General features: G+C 59.9%; 16 protein-coding genes and 2 pseudogenes. 9 read left to right on the top strand and 9 right to left on the bottom strand.

Annotated features, from left to right (window positions below; all coding sequences use genetic code 11):
- Positions 1-54 precede the first annotated feature (54 nt).
- The 3 genes from ABVN21_RS06840 to ABVN21_RS06830 all read left to right on the top strand — a co-directional run bounded on the left by ABVN21_RS06840 (position 55) and on the right by ABVN21_RS06830 (position 2,935).
- Positions 55-891: an ABC transporter permease gene (locus tag ABVN21_RS06840; RefSeq protein WP_339556284.1), complete on the top strand. Its 837-nt coding sequence runs from the start codon at positions 55-57 to the stop codon at positions 889-891.
- An 821-nt stretch (positions 892-1,712) separates the two neighbouring features.
- Positions 1,713-2,393 (top strand): SOS response-associated peptidase family protein, encoded by a 681-nt coding sequence (locus tag ABVN21_RS06835; RefSeq protein ID WP_339556279.1) that lies wholly within the window; start codon positions 1,713-1,715, stop codon positions 2,391-2,393.
- Positions 2,394-2,665: 272 nt separating this feature from the next.
- Positions 2,666-2,935 carry a hypothetical protein gene (locus ABVN21_RS06830; RefSeq protein ID WP_339556283.1) on the top strand — a complete coding sequence of 90 codons (270 nt, stop codon included), beginning with the start codon at positions 2,666-2,668 and terminating at the stop codon, positions 2,933-2,935.
- 68 nt (positions 2,936-3,003) lie between these two features.
- Here ABVN21_RS06830 and ABVN21_RS06825 read toward each other — a convergent pair whose 3' ends face one another.
- The 3 genes from ABVN21_RS06825 to ABVN21_RS06815 form a co-directional block, all read right to left on the bottom strand.
- Positions 3,004-3,159, bottom strand: coding sequence for a hypothetical protein (locus tag ABVN21_RS06825; protein ID WP_339556278.1), 156 nt, complete (start codon positions 3,157-3,159; stop codon positions 3,004-3,006).
- A 66-nt stretch (positions 3,160-3,225) separates the two neighbouring features.
- Positions 3,226-3,537 carry an AzlD domain-containing protein gene (locus ABVN21_RS06820; RefSeq protein WP_165353329.1) on the bottom strand — a complete coding sequence of 104 codons (312 nt, stop codon included), beginning with the start codon at positions 3,535-3,537 and terminating at the stop codon, positions 3,226-3,228.
- Complete coding sequence (locus tag ABVN21_RS06815; RefSeq protein WP_339556277.1) at positions 3,537-4,235, bottom strand: AzlC family ABC transporter permease; 699 nt, start codon at positions 4,233-4,235, stop codon at positions 3,537-3,539. Before ABVN21_RS06815 ends, ABVN21_RS06820 begins: the two co-directional genes overlap by 1 nt.
- Before the next feature lie 150 nt (positions 4,236-4,385).
- Between ABVN21_RS06815 and ABVN21_RS06810 the strand changes: the two genes are divergently transcribed.
- Together ABVN21_RS06810 and ABVN21_RS06805 are read left to right on the top strand one after the other, a co-directional pair.
- Positions 4,386-4,748 carry a DUF2784 domain-containing protein gene (locus ABVN21_RS06810; RefSeq protein ID WP_339556276.1) on the top strand — a complete coding sequence of 121 codons (363 nt, stop codon included), beginning with the start codon at positions 4,386-4,388 and terminating at the stop codon, positions 4,746-4,748.
- Positions 4,749-4,822: 74 nt separating this feature from the next.
- Positions 4,823-5,740: a LysR family transcriptional regulator gene (locus tag ABVN21_RS06805; RefSeq protein ID WP_339556275.1), complete on the top strand. Its 918-nt coding sequence runs from the start codon at positions 4,823-4,825 to the stop codon at positions 5,738-5,740.
- 10 nt (positions 5,741-5,750) lie between these two features.
- Here the strand turns inward: ABVN21_RS06805 and ABVN21_RS06800 are convergent, their stop codons facing one another.
- Both ABVN21_RS06800 and ABVN21_RS06795 read right to left on the bottom strand, forming a co-directional pair.
- The gene (locus tag ABVN21_RS06800; RefSeq protein WP_339556274.1) at positions 5,751-7,304 is read right to left on the bottom strand and encodes a sensor domain-containing diguanylate cyclase; all 1,554 of its coding nucleotides are present in this window, start codon (positions 7,302-7,304) and stop codon (positions 5,751-5,753) included.
- 37 nt (positions 7,305-7,341) lie between these two features.
- Positions 7,342-7,869 (bottom strand): DUF3087 domain-containing protein, encoded by a 528-nt coding sequence (locus tag ABVN21_RS06795; RefSeq protein ID WP_339556273.1) that lies wholly within the window; start codon positions 7,867-7,869, stop codon positions 7,342-7,344.
- Positions 7,870-8,103: 234 nt separating this feature from the next.
- On the opposite strand from ABVN21_RS06795, the gene ppnN reads away from it, so the two are divergent.
- The 4 genes from ppnN to ABVN21_RS06775 all read left to right on the top strand — a co-directional run bounded on the left by ppnN (position 8,104) and on the right by ABVN21_RS06775 (position 11,435).
- Positions 8,104-9,477, top strand: coding sequence for a nucleotide 5'-monophosphate nucleosidase PpnN (gene ppnN, locus ABVN21_RS06790; RefSeq protein WP_339556272.1), 1,374 nt, complete (start codon positions 8,104-8,106; stop codon positions 9,475-9,477).
- Between the two features lie 246 nt (positions 9,478-9,723).
- Positions 9,724-10,464: a response regulator gene (locus tag ABVN21_RS06785; protein ID WP_223507118.1), complete on the top strand. Its 741-nt coding sequence runs from the start codon at positions 9,724-9,726 to the stop codon at positions 10,462-10,464.
- Between the two features lie 175 nt (positions 10,465-10,639).
- Positions 10,640-10,978 carry a hypothetical protein gene (locus tag ABVN21_RS06780; RefSeq protein WP_339556271.1) on the top strand — a complete coding sequence of 113 codons (339 nt, stop codon included), beginning with the start codon at positions 10,640-10,642 and terminating at the stop codon, positions 10,976-10,978.
- A gap of 232 nt (positions 10,979-11,210) precedes the next feature.
- Positions 11,211-11,435 (top strand): hypothetical protein, encoded by a 225-nt coding sequence (locus ABVN21_RS06775; RefSeq protein WP_339556270.1) that lies wholly within the window; start codon positions 11,211-11,213, stop codon positions 11,433-11,435.
- Between the two features lie 86 nt (positions 11,436-11,521).
- On the opposite strand, the gene ABVN21_RS06770 is transcribed toward ABVN21_RS06775, so the two are convergent.
- The 4 genes and pseudogenes from ABVN21_RS06770 to ABVN21_RS06755 all read right to left on the bottom strand — a co-directional run.
- Positions 11,522-12,952, bottom strand: coding sequence for an FAD/NAD(P)-binding protein (locus tag ABVN21_RS06770; RefSeq protein WP_339556269.1), 1,431 nt, complete (start codon positions 12,950-12,952; stop codon positions 11,522-11,524).
- Between the two features lie 14 nt (positions 12,953-12,966).
- Positions 12,967-13,290: pseudogene (locus ABVN21_RS06765) on the bottom strand (ATP-binding cassette domain-containing protein); the annotation flags it as partial.
- A 31-nt stretch (positions 13,291-13,321) separates the two neighbouring features.
- Entirely contained in the window at positions 13,322-14,725 is a 1,404-nt protein-coding gene (locus ABVN21_RS06760; RefSeq protein ID WP_339556268.1) for an LLM class flavin-dependent oxidoreductase, read from the bottom strand.
- A gap of 278 nt (positions 14,726-15,003) precedes the next feature.
- Positions 15,004-15,279, bottom strand: a pseudogene (locus ABVN21_RS06755) (acyl-CoA dehydrogenase family protein); the annotation flags it as partial.
- Positions 15,280-15,307 lie beyond the last annotated feature (28 nt).

Raw genomic sequence — 15,307 nt, 5'->3', positions numbered from 1 at the left:
TAGCAGCTGCCGCAGGCTGCGATTTTTTGATCTTGGCGTGCCTGGAGAAAAACCATGACCAGCAAAATCAAAAACCTCCCCGCGCACTTGGCACTGCCTGCACCGCGACGCCTGAGCAACACCTGGCAGCTGCGCCTCAAGGGCCTGGCGCTTCCGCTGTTGATCATTCTCGTACTGGAATTCGTGGTACGCATCGGTTGGCTGCCCTCCTACCAGATGCCCGCCCCCAGCGAGATTGCCCTGACCCTGCGCGACCTCGCCGAAGGCGCGTTGTGGAAGCACATCGGCGTCAGCTTGTTGCGCGTTCTCTTGGGCTTCGCCATCGGTGCCAGTCTCGCCTTGGTGTTCGCCGCATGGGTTGGTTTGAGCCGCGAGGCCGAAGCCTGGCTTGAGCCGACATTCGCCGGCCTGCGTTCGATTCCGAGCCTGGCCTGGGTGCCGTTGTTGATGCTGTGGCTGGGCATCGACGAGACTTCGAAAATCGTCCTGATCGCCATCGGCGCGTTCTTCCCGATGTACCTGAACGGCGTCGCTGCTATCCGCAACATCGACCGCAAACTGGTCGAAGTCGGGCAGATATACGGTTTCAGTCGCCGTCGCCTGGTGCGGCGGATCCTGTTGCCCGCCGCCCTGCCCGGCCTGTTCACCGGATTACGCAGCGGCATGAGCCTGGCCTGGATGTTTCTGGTGGCCGCCGAACTGATCGCTGCGACCAAAGGCCTGGGTTATTTGCTCAGCGACGGTCGCGAAACCTCGCGCCCGGACATCGTACTGGCGGCAATTATCGTCCTGGCACTGCTGGGCAAACTCAGCGACGGCATTCTCGCTGGTCTGGAGAAACGGTTCCTGGCCTGGCGCGACACGTTCAACGGCCAAAGTGCGGGAGATTGAGTCATGACAGAACATAGTTGCCGCAACCACCACCCTCCACAACATCCCCGCCAGCCGCAGGAGCCTGTCTTGCCAGCGATGACGCCTGCAAGATCTCCATCGCCGGCAAGCCGGGCTCCTACAGGGTGCGCGTGAGGCCCTGAATTATGAACACCAACACCATCCGTAGGAGCCTGGCTTGCCAGCGATAGCGCCCACAAACCCGCCATCGCCGGCAAGCCGGGCTCCTACAGGGTGCGCGTAAGGCCCTGAATTACGAACACCAACACCATCCGTAGGAGCCTGGCTTGCCAGCGATAGCGCCCACGAGATCGCCATCGCCAGTTCAAGCCGGGCTCCTACAGGGTGCGCGTGAGGCCCTGAATTATGAACACCAACACCATCCGTAGGAGCCTGGCTTGCCAGCGATAGCGCCCACAAACCCGCCGTCGCCGGCAAGCCGGGCTCCTACAGGGTGCGCGTGAGGCCCTGAATTACGAACACCAACACCATCCGTAGGAGCCTGGCTTGCCAGCGATAGCGCCCACAAACCCGCCATCGCCGGCAAGCCGGGCTCCTACAGGGTGCGCGTGAGGCCCTGAATTACGAACACCAACACCATCCGTAGGAGCCTGGCTTGCCAGCGATAGCGCCCACAAACCCGCCATCGCCGGCAAGCCGGGCTCCTACAGGGTGCGCGTGAGGCCCTGAATTACGAACACCAACACCATCCGTAGGAGCCTGGCTTGCCAGCGATAGCGCCCACAAACCCGCCATCGCCGGCAAGCCGGGCGACTATAGAAGCATCTATGCTGAACACTCCAAACCGGAGGATTCGGTCGATGTGTGGAAGACTGTCGCAGTATCGAGGCATCCACGATTTTGTCGCGGTGCTGAGCATTCCCGATGCGTTGATCAACCAGGTCGGGGATGAACCGTTGGCGCGCTACAACGCCGCCCCCACCACGCAACTTGCGTTGCTGCATCTGGAAAGCGACGGACTGCATGCCGATCCACAGCGTTGGGGCTGGCGGCCGCATTGGGCGAAGGATCGCGCCGCGCCGATCAATGCGCGGGTCGAGAAAGTCGCTCACGGCCCGTTCTTCCGCGCGATCTGGCCCCATCGCGCGATCTGCCCGGTCGACAACTGGTTCGAATGGGTCGATGCCGGAGACTCAACCCGTCAACCCTGGCTGATCCGGCGCCGTGACCACGGGCCGATTTTCTGTGCGGCAATCGGGCAATTTCCTGTGGGCGGCGCCACGCCGAGGGACGATGACGGGTTTGTCATTATTAGCGCCGACAGCGCCGGCGGGATGCTCGATATTCATGACCGTCGCCCAGTGGTGTTTTCGGCAGAATTGGCGCGGGAATGGCTGGACCCGGCCACCCCCAAGGAGCGGGCCGAGCAGATGGTACTCCTGCAAGGTGAAGGCAGTGATGCGTTCCAGTGGCACAGAGTCGATAAAGCCGTCGGCAACACCAGAAACCAGGGAGCGGGGTTGATTGAGGAAATTGCATGAACCTGTCAAAAACCACAGCAATACAGACATAAACAAGACTTAATTAAAGAAGAAGCCTGTAGAACCGTTAATTAGTCTGTCTCATTCAATTAACAGTTATTTAAATGGTGAATGTTGCAATCTAACCGCTTGTCCGACAATCCGGCGATCGTGCATACATTTGCAACAACTGCCGCTAGGATGCGCGCCGCATTTCCTGTGGCAATACCCAGTTGACCAAAGAGTCAATGAATCAGGAAATTCCTATTTACAAGCCTTGCAGAGAAACTAAATTGCGCGACGATTTTGCAATTAAACAAGTCGTGAGTCTGGCGTGCGTTTATCTTTCGTCGACAGAACACTTCCCACTCGACAGTTATATCGGGCAATACATAAAGACCCGAAACCTGAGATCAGTCCCCAACATCGATAACATCCTGAGCTCTACGCTCGAAAGCTATCCAGGCAAACCGCCAGTGATGGTTAACGAGCTCAATGCCTGGATCGACAAGACATTGGGATACCGGGCTGCTCACCCTGATTTTCTGGATTCGCTGCGATGAAGTGATCCGCTTCGCCGATTGCAGTGAAACAAAAGCCCCGCTCTATGGCGGGGCTTTGTTTTTTCTGATCAGGGCTTCAACGGCCACTCCTGGTCGCGATCCGACAGCTCCCGGCTGTCGTCATGTTTCCAGGTTTTCTCCGCGCGCTTCTGCGCTTCAACCTCTTTTTCCGTCGGTTCATCCATGTCTTCATCCGGGTCCGGATGCTTATGTTCAGTTGCCATGTTCACCTCTCTTCCAGAAGGGATCGGTCATCAGTTTTAAGCGTAGAACAATTTTCCGCGCCCGGCTCACAGCCACCAGCGCAGCAAAAAGAAGAAGCCCATGCTCAACAACATGCTGAGCAAAGTATTGCGGGTGTAAAGCACCAGGCCGACGGCCACCAGCGAACTGATCAGATAGGGGTTGTCCCATTGCAGGTTCAGCTGCTTGTCCGGCATGAACACAATCGGCCCGCAAATCGCGGTGAGCATGCCCGGCACCGCGAAACCGAGGAACTGCCGGGCGTTGCTGCTCAGGCGCACCGGCAGGCGCGGCTCCAGGAACACGTAGCGATTGAGAAAAACCAGCAACCCCATGCCGAAAATCACGGCCCAGACCATCATGTGCGTGCTCCCTGGAACTTGTTGCAGATAAACCCGGCGGTCATGCCTGCCAGTCCCGACAAAACCAACGCCGAGCCCCACTGCCAGTAGCTGAACAACACCGAACAGAACAACGACACCGCGACGCAAACCACCGTCGGCACATTGCGCACCACTGGCGTGATCAGGGCAATGAAGGTGGCGGCGATGGAGAAGTCCAGGCCCAGATGTTCCAGGCCAGGAATGCTGCTGCCCAGCACGATGCCCGCCAGGGTGAAGAGATTCCAGGCGATGTAAAACGTCAGGCCGACACCCAGGGCGTACCAGCGGTTGAACTGCTGCTTGTCATGCTGACTGGTCAATGCGAACAGCTCATCGGTGAGCAGAAAGCCGAGGCCCACCCGCCAGCGACCCGGCAACGGAGAGATCACCGAACGCAGGCTCATGCCGTAAAGCAGATGCTGGGACGTCAGCAGCAACGTGGTCAGCAGGATCGAAAAAATCCCTGCCCCACCCTTGAGCATGCCGATGGCCACCAGTTGCGCGGCACCGGCAAACACGATGCTCGACAAACCCTGGCCTTGCAGGGGCGTGAGATTAGCCTCGATGGCCATGGAACCGGCCAGCAACCCCCAGGGCGCTGTCGCCAGGGACAACGGCATGATCGCTACGGCTCCGCGCAAAAAGGCGCTGCTCGGCATGTGTGAATTGGACATAACGCTCTACAACCAAGGGAAAGACCGCCGACTGTGCCAGCAGTCGCGGCAAATTTCTTGAACAATCTTGCGCAATGGCCGAACCGCGTGATGCACGACGTCCCGCCCGCGTACCATGGAGTCATTCGCCTGACGCCGCAGGGAGTCGACATGCTCTACCGAATCGCCGCCGACGGGCTGGTGCTGTTCCACCTGGCGTTCATTTTGTTCGTCTTGTTCGGCGGGCTGCTGGTGCTCAAATGGCGGCCCCTGATCAGTTGGCACCTTCCCGCCGCCGCATGGGGTGTGGCGGTGGAGTTTTTCCATCTGCCCTGCCCGCTGACCCGGTGGGAAAACCTGATGCGCCACGCCGCCGGGCAAACCGGCTACGGCGGTGGCTTCATCGACCATTATCTCTGGCCGATCATTTACCCGGCCGGCCTGACGCCAGGCATTCAGCTAGGCTTGGCCGGTGTGGTGCTGGCGGTCAACGTGTGGGTCTATCTTCGGGTGATTTGGCAAAGGATCGTTTAATAATTGCAGATCAATGTAGGAGCTGCCGCAGGCTTCGATCTTTTGATCTTCAACCCTGTTCGAGGATTGAACACATGCTGTCGATTGAAGATCTGGCATTGCTCGAAGCCATCCGGGAAACCGGCAGCCTGTCGCGGGCCGCCGCTCACCTTGGCAAGGCGCCGTCCACCGTGTCCTACGCCGCGCGGCAACTGGAAGAGCGCTTCGACGCTTTGCTGTTCGACCGCCGCCGCTATCGCTTGCAACTCACCCCGGCAGGCGAGTTGTTGGTCAATGAAGCGGCGCGGCTGATGCAAGACGTTTCGCGGCTGACCCAACGGGTGCAGCAAGTGGCCAGTGGCTGGGAGAGTCGGTTGTGGATCGTCACCGATGAACTGCTGGAGTTCGAAAGCTTTATCCCGGTGATTGAGGAATTCGATGCGCTGGGTTCCGGCGTACCGCTGCGCATCACCCAGGAAGTGCTCAAAGGCGTCTGGGACGCCCTGCGTGATGGCCGTGCGGACCTGGTGATCGGCGCCACCAACGAGCCGCCGGCGATACCGTCCTTGCGCTGGATGCAACTGGGGGAAATGCAATGGGTGTTCGCCGTCTCGCCCAAGCATCCGCTGGCCACGGTCAAGGAGCCGATTTCCAGGGCGACGGTGACGCAGCACCGGGCGATTGTCGTGGCTGACTCGTCGAAAACCACCGAGGGCCGAACCTACGGTGTCTCCGGCGGGCAACCGGTGCTGGCCGTGCCGACGATGCGCGCAAAAATTCTCGCCCAGTGCCACGGGCTGGGCGTGGGCTGGCTGCCAAGGCATCGGGTCGGTTCGTTATTGAAAAACGGCGCGCTGATTGAAAAGCAGATGGCCGACCCGCGCGAGCCGAACATCATCTACGCCGGTTGGCGCGGCGATCATGATGGCCGAGCGCTGGGCTGGTGGCTGGAAAAACTCAAGCAATCGTACCTGTCCACCCGCCTGGTCGAGGGCATCGATCAGTTTATTTGAGCAGCCACGGTCAATTGGCGATCACGCTCATGTTCCGGCCGCTGGCCTTGGCCACGTACAACGCCTTGTCAGCGGCACCAATCAAGTCCTCGATTCGCGCTTGCGACGCCGGGTCGTAACCGCAGACGCCCACGCTCACCGTCACTACAGCTTCCGGGCTTTTACTGTGCGCAAGGCCTGCCGTCTGGACCGCTCGACGAATCTTTTCCGCCACCAGAAACGCCCCGACGTAGTCGGTACCGGGCAGCACCACGGCAAACTCTTCGCCACCAAAACGCGCGGCCAGATCGCCGGGACGCTGGATGTTCCGGGTGATGATGGCGCTGATATTGCGCAAGCAGTCATCGCCGGCCAGGTGACCGTAGAAATCATTGAAAGATTTGAAATGATCGACATCGATCATCAGCAACGCCAGACCGGTCATGTTGCGGCGGGAGCGGCCCATTTCCGCGTGGATGAACAGGTCAAACTGGCGCCGGTTGGCCAACCCGGTGAGCGCGTCCTCCAGCGCCAGCAATTCAAGATTGCGATTGAGCTCGAGCAGTTTTTCCTGGGAGTCGAGCAGTTCGCACTGGACCCGGTTCTGCTGTTTCATCAACTTGATCAGGCGATAACCGAGCACACCCAGGAAGCCCAGCAGCAACGCCACGATAGCGGCACTGAGCAAGGACTGCTTGCGCCAGCCGGCCAGCACTTCGTCCTTGTTCAGCGCGGCAAAGGAGACCAACGGATAACCCTCGACCCGGCGATAGCCCACCACGCGCTCAACGCCATCGATGACGGACCGGATCGTGGCCGATCCCGCACTGCCGTTGGGCAGCAATTGGGTGAATAGCGGACTTTTCGCCAGGCTGACCCCGATGTCCGCCTCATTGAACGGCCGACGCACGATGATGCTGCCATCGTCGGCAATCAGGTTGATGACGCCGTTATTGCCCATGTCGATGCTGTCGTAGAGTTGCAGGAAGTGACTGAGATAAATCGTCGCCAGCGCCACGCCGGCAAAACTGCCGTCTGGATGATTGATCCGGCGCGACACGGTCATGATCCATTCGCCACTGGAACGGCTCTTGATCGATGGCCCAATGTGCGGCCCGCGGTCGGGGTGATCGCGGTGGAAGATGAAATATTCGCGGTCGGAATTGTTGGCAACGCCCACTTCGGCGCCATTTGAATTGGCGATCCACTGCCCCGTCTGGTCATACACGAACAAGCCATGGATCTGGCTCAGCTCGTTGCGCTGGGCGCTGAGCAGGCGTTGAAGGCGATTCAGTCCGACACGATCGATGCCGTCGTTTTCGAGGCGATCGACCAAGGCAAACAGCAGCGTATCCGCTTGCTTGATCGACGCCTGTGCTTGAGAAGCCAACGTCTGCGCAAGGTTGGACATCGCCACTTCCTTGTCATGCAGATGGTACTGGCGTGAACTCCAGGCTTCCCAGATGACCATCGCCGTCATCGACAAGCACACCGCGACCATGAGGGTCACGACCGAGCGAACCTTGAGCCGGGCAATGCCTGGCCGGTTGCTTTCGATACGCTCGTAAATGGACGGGTTGCCCATGCTTCGCTCCTTGAACTCGTGTGAAAGGTTCCAGCCTCTACCGTGATGCCTGCTTCACGGATTCAATCCAGGCCGGATCCAATCGTGTCTGTTCAATGTCCATCCCCAGCGCCTCCATCCGCGCCCTGTGTTGCTCCATTTCCCGGTTCAATTGGCCATGATCACTGGAATTACCATCCAGTTGATGCATCTGGTTCAACCCAAGATGATAGAACCGTAGCAGCTTCATGGCGATCGGGTCACCCGCCTCGACCCCGGCGGTGACGTGGTGCATGACGTTAGTGATGCCCATCAGGCTGCGCTTGAGTTGCCAACTGTAGACGGCCGGGGCCATCCAGTCCTGGGTCCAGAAGACCTTGCGCATCAGCGCCGCCATCAGCAGCACCGCGGCAAACACACCACCGATGTTGAACCTTAGATTGTCTCCGCCAGGCTGGCCAAATATCGCCACCGCCGCAGTGGACAACGCCATCGCCAGGGCCAGGAAAGTCAACGCGATAATCACGGTGCTGCGTCGCGTCTGTTGCCGGTAGGTTTCGGCGTTCATCGGCTGGATTTCGAACATTGCGTCGTGATTCCTTGGCTTCAATGAAAAAAAAGGCTCGCCGGTTAAAAAGAGCGCGAAGCATTATCGCCTCTGAGCGGGATTTAGCTATGCTGGGGTCCCTTTTCATCTTTTCATCGTCAATCGGGGACATGGCGAGACCGCGTATTTAGTGCCATCTTCTTTCATGGATACACACTATTCGGATGCCATTCGTTGTTTCTGTAGGAATGACATCGTTTTAAGGATCATTGAATGACCCAAAGACAAGTAATCAACGCTTCGGTCAGCCCGAAAGGCAGCCTGGAAACACTCTCCCAACGGGAAGTCCAGCAACTGAGCGAAGCCGGATCCGGCAGCACCTACGACATCTTCCGCCAATGCGCCCTGGCCATCCTCAACACCGGCGCCCACGTCGATAACGCCAAGACCATCCTCGAAGCCTACAAAGACTTCGAAATCCGCATTCACCAACAAGACCGTGGCGTACGCCTGGAACTGCTGAACGCCCCGGCCGACGCCTTCGTCGACGGCGAAATGATCGCCAGTACCCGTGAAATGCTCTTCAGCGCCCTGCGCGACATTGTCTACACCGAAAACGAACTCGACAGCCAACGCATCGACCTGAGCACCTCCCAGGGCATCAGCGACTACGTCTTCCACCTGCTGCGCAACGCCCGCACCCTGCGCCCCGGCGTCGAGCCGAAGATCGTGGTGTGCTGGGGCGGTCACTCGATCAACACCGAAGAATACAAATACACCAAGAAAGTCGGCCACGAATTGGGTCTGCGCAGCCTCGACGTCTGCACCGGTTGCGGTCCCGGCGTGATGAAAGGCCCGATGAAAGGCGCCACCATCGCCCACGCCAAACAGCGCATCCACGGTGGCCGCTACCTCGGTTTGACCGAACCGGGAATCATCGCCGCCGAGGCACCGAACCCAATCGTCAACGAACTGGTGATCCTGCCGGACATCGAGAAACGCCTGGAAGCCTTCGTTCGCGTTGGCCACGGCATCATCATCTTCCCGGGCGGCGCCGGTACGGCCGAAGAGTTTCTGTACCTGCTCGGCATCCTGATGCACCCGGACAACGAAGGCCTGCCCTTCCCGGTCATCCTCACCGGCCCGAAACACGCCGCGCCTTATCTGGAACAGCTTGACTCATTTGTGGGCGCCACCCTGGGTGAAGCCGCCAAGCAACACTACGAAATCATCATCGACGACCCGGCCCAAGTGGCGCGGCAGATGACCCAGGGCCTCAAAGCGGTCAAGCAATTCCGCCGCGAGCGCAACGACGCGTTCCACTTCAACTGGTTGCTGAAAATCGACGAAGGCTTCCAGCGCCCGTTCGACCCGACCCACGAAAACATGGCCAACCTGAAACTGAGCCGCGACCTGCCGGCCCATGAACTGGCCGCCAACCTGCGTCGTGCGTTCTCCGGCATCGTCGCGGGTAACGTCAAGGACAAGGGCATCCGTCTGATCGAACAACACGGGCCGTACCAGATCCGTGGCGATGCGGCGGTCATGCAGCCGCTGGATCAACTGCTCAAGGCATTCGTCGCTCAGCACCGGATGAAATTGCCGGGCGGCGCGGCTTATGTGCCGTGTTATCGAGTGGTTGCGTAACCATCTCAAGGTAAAACCGTAACATCGCGAGCCGAAGCCAATGCTTCGGCTTGCTGTTTCAGAGGGAGGCGACCCGACTTGCCGGCGAAGGCGTTCCTGGGCATTGCACAGTTCTTTCCGGCGCCATCGCTGGTAAGCCAGCTCCTACAGTAGATTGGGTACGGCCGTTATCTCTGGCTGGCCAGCTCCCACAAAATGTATGGTCGGCCCAGAAGCTGGCAACGACAAAAACAAGAGGATCGACCGATGGACCACGTCAACCACATCCTGATCGTCGATGACGACCGCGAGATTCGCGAACTGGTGGGCAATTACCTGAAGAAAAACGGACTGCGGACAACCGTGGTCGCCGACGGCCGGCAAATGCGCAGCTTCCTCGACGCCAACCAGGTCGACCTGATCGTGCTCGACATCATGCTCCCCGGCGACGACGGCCTGGTCCTCTGCCGCGAATTGCGCTCGGGCAAGCACAAAGCCACGCCAATCCTGATGCTCACTGCGCGTAACGACGAAACCGACCGCATCCTCGGCCTGGAAATGGGCGCCGACGACTACCTGACCAAACCCTTCGCCGCCCGTGAACTGCTGGCCCGGATCAACGCCGTGCTGCGCCGTACGCGGATGTTGCCACCGAACCTACTGATCACCGAAAGCGGCCGCATGCTCGGCTTCGGTCGCTGGCGCCTGGACACCACCGCCCGTCACCTGCTCGACGAAGACGACACATTGGTGGCACTGAGTGGCGCTGAATACCGGCTGCTGCGGGTATTCCTCGATCACCCGCAACGCGTATTGAGCCGCGATCAGTTGCTCAACCTGACCCAGGGCCGCGATGCCGATCTGTTCGACCGTTCCATCGACTTGCTGGTGAGCCGCCTGCGCCAACGGCTCAAGGACGACTCACGGGAATCGACCTACATCAAAACCGTGCGCAGTGAGGGTTACGTGTTCTCCTACCCGGTGGAAATGCTCGACGCACAAAGTTGACGGGTTTTTTCCAGCGGTTTTGTATCTGTTTGTATAGAAACCCGGTCTGGATACGCAGAAGCCGATTTCGAACCGTTCAGGCACACATCAGCGATACACCCCGGCGTTTAACTGTGACCACCAGATAGCAACCGCTACTGACCCCACAATCACTTAAGCGCACGGAGAATTACCCATGTTCAACTTCTCGAAAGTTTCGTCCCTGGCACTCGGTCTGGCACTGATTGGCGGTCTCGGCCTGTCGAACCTGGCCTCGGCCAACACCGCGATTGCTGCATCCAGCAGCCCGATCGCAGCCTTGCTGGCAGAAGGTGGCTCAGACCGGTTGCAACAAAACCGCGTCGCTGAAGGCGGTTCCGATCGCCTGATACAGAACCGTGTAGCTGAAGGTGGCGCCGATCGTCTGCAGAAACTGCACGAACGCGTTGCCTCGATCCCAGGCAACGCCGTGCGCGGCGGTGTGATCGTCGCCGAAAACCGCGCCGAATTCGGCTCGAAATATCAGCGCTACTGATCACGGCCTCCAAAACAACAAAAAACCTGTGGGAGCGGGCTTGCCCGCGATGAGGGAATGCCAGGCGACATCATCGTCGACTGTCAGGTCCCCATCGCTGGCAAGCCAGCTCCCACAGTTTTTATACAAGGATCACTGCCCTCGATAACGACTATGCGCAAGGGTGTTTTTTCATCGCGCCGCTCCAGCCCTACAGTAGCCACATCTTCTCCCCACACTCTGGAGCAACATCATGAAAAGCATCATCGGTATCGGCTTCGCCCTTTCGGTTCTTGGCGCCACTTCCGCCATCGCCGCCCCACACACCACTTCGCCAATCGTTGCAGCAGCGAAAGTCAGCCAACCGGCCACGCTGAACGTGAACACTGTCAGCGTTGACCAAAAGGACAGCCAGGCAAGCAAACTCTACGTCGCGGAAAACCGCCCTGAGTTCGGCTCCAAATATCAGCGTTATTGATCAACGGCCTTGGGCTGCTTGAAACAAGAAACCCCGCCAAGTGCGGGGTTTCTTGTTTCTAATGTGGCGAGTCATTCCAACAGCAATTAAGGTCTTGCCAGTCGTGCGGCCAGCGCCTTGGCCTGGCTGGCGACGTCGGTGACGGCGGTACTTTCCCACCACATCCCGCGCAACGGTGGGCCCATCGCAAACAACCGGCTAGCCGCCTGACCTTGGGCATCCAATACCGCACCGTCGACCTGCGCCGCAATCCCCAGCGCCAAGTGGCCCGGGCGGATCAATCCGCGTGCCAGCAGTTGCTGTGGCAACGGCCGAGCCACCCGTCGCCAGTCATATTCGATGCCGCTGGAGTTGATCAACGCCGCGCCACTGACGACTACTGTTTCAGCCTCACCCCGCCGACGGATACGAATACTCACGTCACCACCTGAAGAAGGTTCCAGGCCCTTGAATGACGCCGCCTGAATGCGCAACCGCCCTTCTCCGTGCAGGCGCTCCACCAGTTCGGCGCTCAACGGTGGCGAGCGGTGGTGATGACTTTCCCACCACGGCCGTACATGCCTGACGAACTGCCGGCGTTGCACATCGGTGGCCTGATTCCACAAACGGCCGATATGCGCCCGCACCGTGTCCAACGGTGCCTGCCAGTCAATCCCTTGGGCAATGGCATCGCGACAATGCCGGCGCAACTCCCGCACCAGCTGTCGTGGCGTGCGGATGCTGTGATCCTCGGCCAGGAAATCCACCCAGGCCGGCGGCTGGCGCCGCACATGGGGCAGCAAGCCGTGACGGGAAAACACTTCGATCGGCCCGCGATGTCCGGCCTGTTCCAGCGACACCACGGCATCGACCATGGTCAGGCCCGAACCGATGATCAGCACCGTCGACTGCGGATCAAGCTGCTGCATGGCTGCCACATCCCACGGGTCGAGCGCTGCCGCGTTCAAGCCGCTGGATTCGGTTTGCGGTGTGCGCGCGGCGGGGAACATCCCCGTTGCGAGCACGGCAAAAGCCCCTTGAAGACGCTGGCCGTCGCTCAAGGTCAAGTGCACCGACTGCACATCGGTTTGCAGGTCAACCACCTCGGCCCGCACATGCTCGACCGTCGAGCCATTCAACGCGCCCGCCCCCTGCGCCTCGGCCAGACGCTGCTGCACATACAGGCCGAAAATCCCTCGTGGCGGGAAAAGTTCACTGATCGGCACATGTTGTTCATCCGACTCCGGCCAGCCACCGGCGGCGATGTAGTCAGTCAGCCATTGGGTCAGGTCGTCGGCGTTGTCCGGGTCGACGCTCATGCGCGCCGCGTTGCCGTTGAGCGTGTGCCCCAGCTCCACGGCGCTGTAGGCCTCGCCGCGCCCCAGTTCGGCGCGCGGTTCAATCACCACCACCTGGCGCTTGCCCGGCAGACGCAACAATTGCGCCGCCAGCATCGCGCCGCTGAGGCCACCGCCGATGATCAGGATGTCTGCGTGACGGATGGCGTCGGTCGCCTGTCCGCTTCGGATTTCACTCATGCCGTTCTCACTGATCAGTGTTTGCCTAGATAGAAGTCATGCAGGTCGCCCCGGGCCAGCAGCTCGCTGGCGCTGCCGGACAACACCACACGGCCGGTGTCGAGGACGCAGGCCATGGAGGCGTACTTGAGCGCCACATTAATATTTTGCTCGGCGATGAGGAAGCTCACCTGTGCCTCGCGGTTGAGCTGGGCGACGATCTCGAAAATTTCCTGGACGATGATAGGCGCCAAACCCATGGAAAGTTCATCGAGCAATACCAAAGTCGGACGCGTCATCAATGCGCGGCCGATGGCGACCATCTGCTGCTCGCCACCGGACGTCATCCCGGCCTGAGTCTTGTAGGAGCCGGCTTGCCGGCGATGGCGTCTAGGCAGTGACCACTTTCCTCTCCTGTTGACGCAATGCCGCCAGGTCTCGATAACCGCTGCCCGGATGGATGTCAGGCAGTCGCGGCCCCTCGCCGAACAACTTCTCGCGCAACGTCCCCGGCGCATATTCGGTCTTGTATACCCCGCGGTTCTGCAACTCCGGCACCAGCAATTCCACGGCGTCGATGAAGGTTTCATGGGTCAGTGCGTAGGCCAGGTTAAAACCGTCGACATCGGTCTCCTCGACCCACTCCTGCAACAGATCAGCGACGGTTTCCGGGCTGCCGACAAACAGCGGTCCAAACCCGCCGATGCCCACCCAATCCGCCAGCTCATTCGGGGTCCAGACCTTGTTCGGATCGGCGGTGGAGAACGCTTCCACCGCCGATTGAATGGCGTTGGTGTGCACATGCTTGAGTGGTTCATCCGGTTTGAACTGACTGAAATCGATACCGGTCCAGCCCGAAATCAATGCCATTGCGCCTTCGTAACTGACCCAGGTTTTGTATTCTTCGAATTTGGCTTTGGCCTTGGCATCGGTCTCGCCGAGGATCACCGTCTGCAAGTTAAAAATGAGGATCTTCGACGGATCACGCCCCGCCTGTGCCGCACGCCGGCGGATATCAGCCACGGTTTTCTTCAGCAGCACTTTCGACGGTGCGGCGACGAAGACGCATTCGGCATGCTCGGCGGCAAACTGCTTGCCGCGACTCGATGCACCGGCCTGGTACAAAACCGGGGTGCGCTGCGGCGAAGGCTCGCAGAGATGAATCCCAGGTACCTGGAAGTGTTTGCCGACATGCCGGATCTCATGGATTTTGCTCGGGTCGCTGAAAATCCGCCGCTCACGATCCCGCAGAATCGCACCCTCTTCCCAGCTGCCTTCCCACAGCTTGTAACAAACCTCCAGGTACTCCTCGGCGAAGTCGTAGCGGGCGTCGTGCTCGGTCTGGGTTTTCTGCCCGAGGTTCTTCGCGCCGCTCTCCAGGTAGGAAGTGACAATGTTCCAACCGGCGCGGCCCTTGGTCAGGTGATCGAGGGTCGACAGACGTCGGGCGAACGGATATGGATGCTCGAACGACAGCGACGCGGTCAGGCCGAAACCCAAGTGCTCAGTCACCAGCGCCATCGGCGGGATCAGTTGCAGCGGGTCGTTGACCGGCACTTGCGCGGCCTGACGGATCGCCGCGTCGCCATTGCCGTTGTAGACGTCATAAATGCCCAGCACATCGGCAATGAACAAACCGTCGAACTTGCCCCGTTCCAGAACTTTGGCCAGGTCGGTCCAATACTCCAAATCCTTGTACTGCCACGAACGATCCCGCGGGTGCGCCCACAGTCCCGGCGACTGGTGGCCGACGCAGTTCATGTCAAAAGCGTTCAGACGAATTTCACGGGCCATCAAACGGCTCCCTTGGATGATGTGTGCAAGCTCGGTGGGTGTATGCCGTCGAGGCGAAAGTTGCCGATGAGCTGGAGCTTCCAGCGCAACGGGTCTTGGAGCGAACCGGGCAACGGGGTGCGTTGGCCGGTCAGTTGAAATTCGGCGTTGCTGGCAGTGCTCAACGCCTCGGCGCTAGCCAGATGGGATTCGGCGGCGGCGATACTGATTTCAATGTCGTCCGCGCCACTGGTGAGAAACTCTTCGGCGCGTTCCAGCAAAGCGGCGGCGACTTCGGAGTCGGCGGCGGAAATGATCTTGATCACTTCAGCGACGGTCACGTAAGAGAAACTTGCGCCACCATAGGCTTTTGGAACGGTGATGCCCCACAGTCCGCTGGCGGAGAACTCGTCGAGTTCGCCAACCGGCAGGCGACGCTCGCGATCGCGCACACTGGCGTCGACGGCGAAACGCGCCGCGAGCTTCTGGGCGACGGCAATCGCTTCCGCGTCCGAGCGGATCACATGGGCGGGGCTCATATGGGCAGAGCGGTGAGGTTGGACTAAGGCTGTCATGGACCAACTCCGTGTTCTGGGTGGATGC

The sequence above is a fragment of the Pseudomonas sp. MYb327 genome (genome assembly GCF_040438925.1).
Classification (GTDB): Bacteria; Pseudomonadota; Gammaproteobacteria; order Pseudomonadales; family Pseudomonadaceae; genus Aquipseudomonas.
Note: the sequence above shows the minus strand (reverse complement) of the source record. Positions and strands in the feature narration are given on the sequence as shown.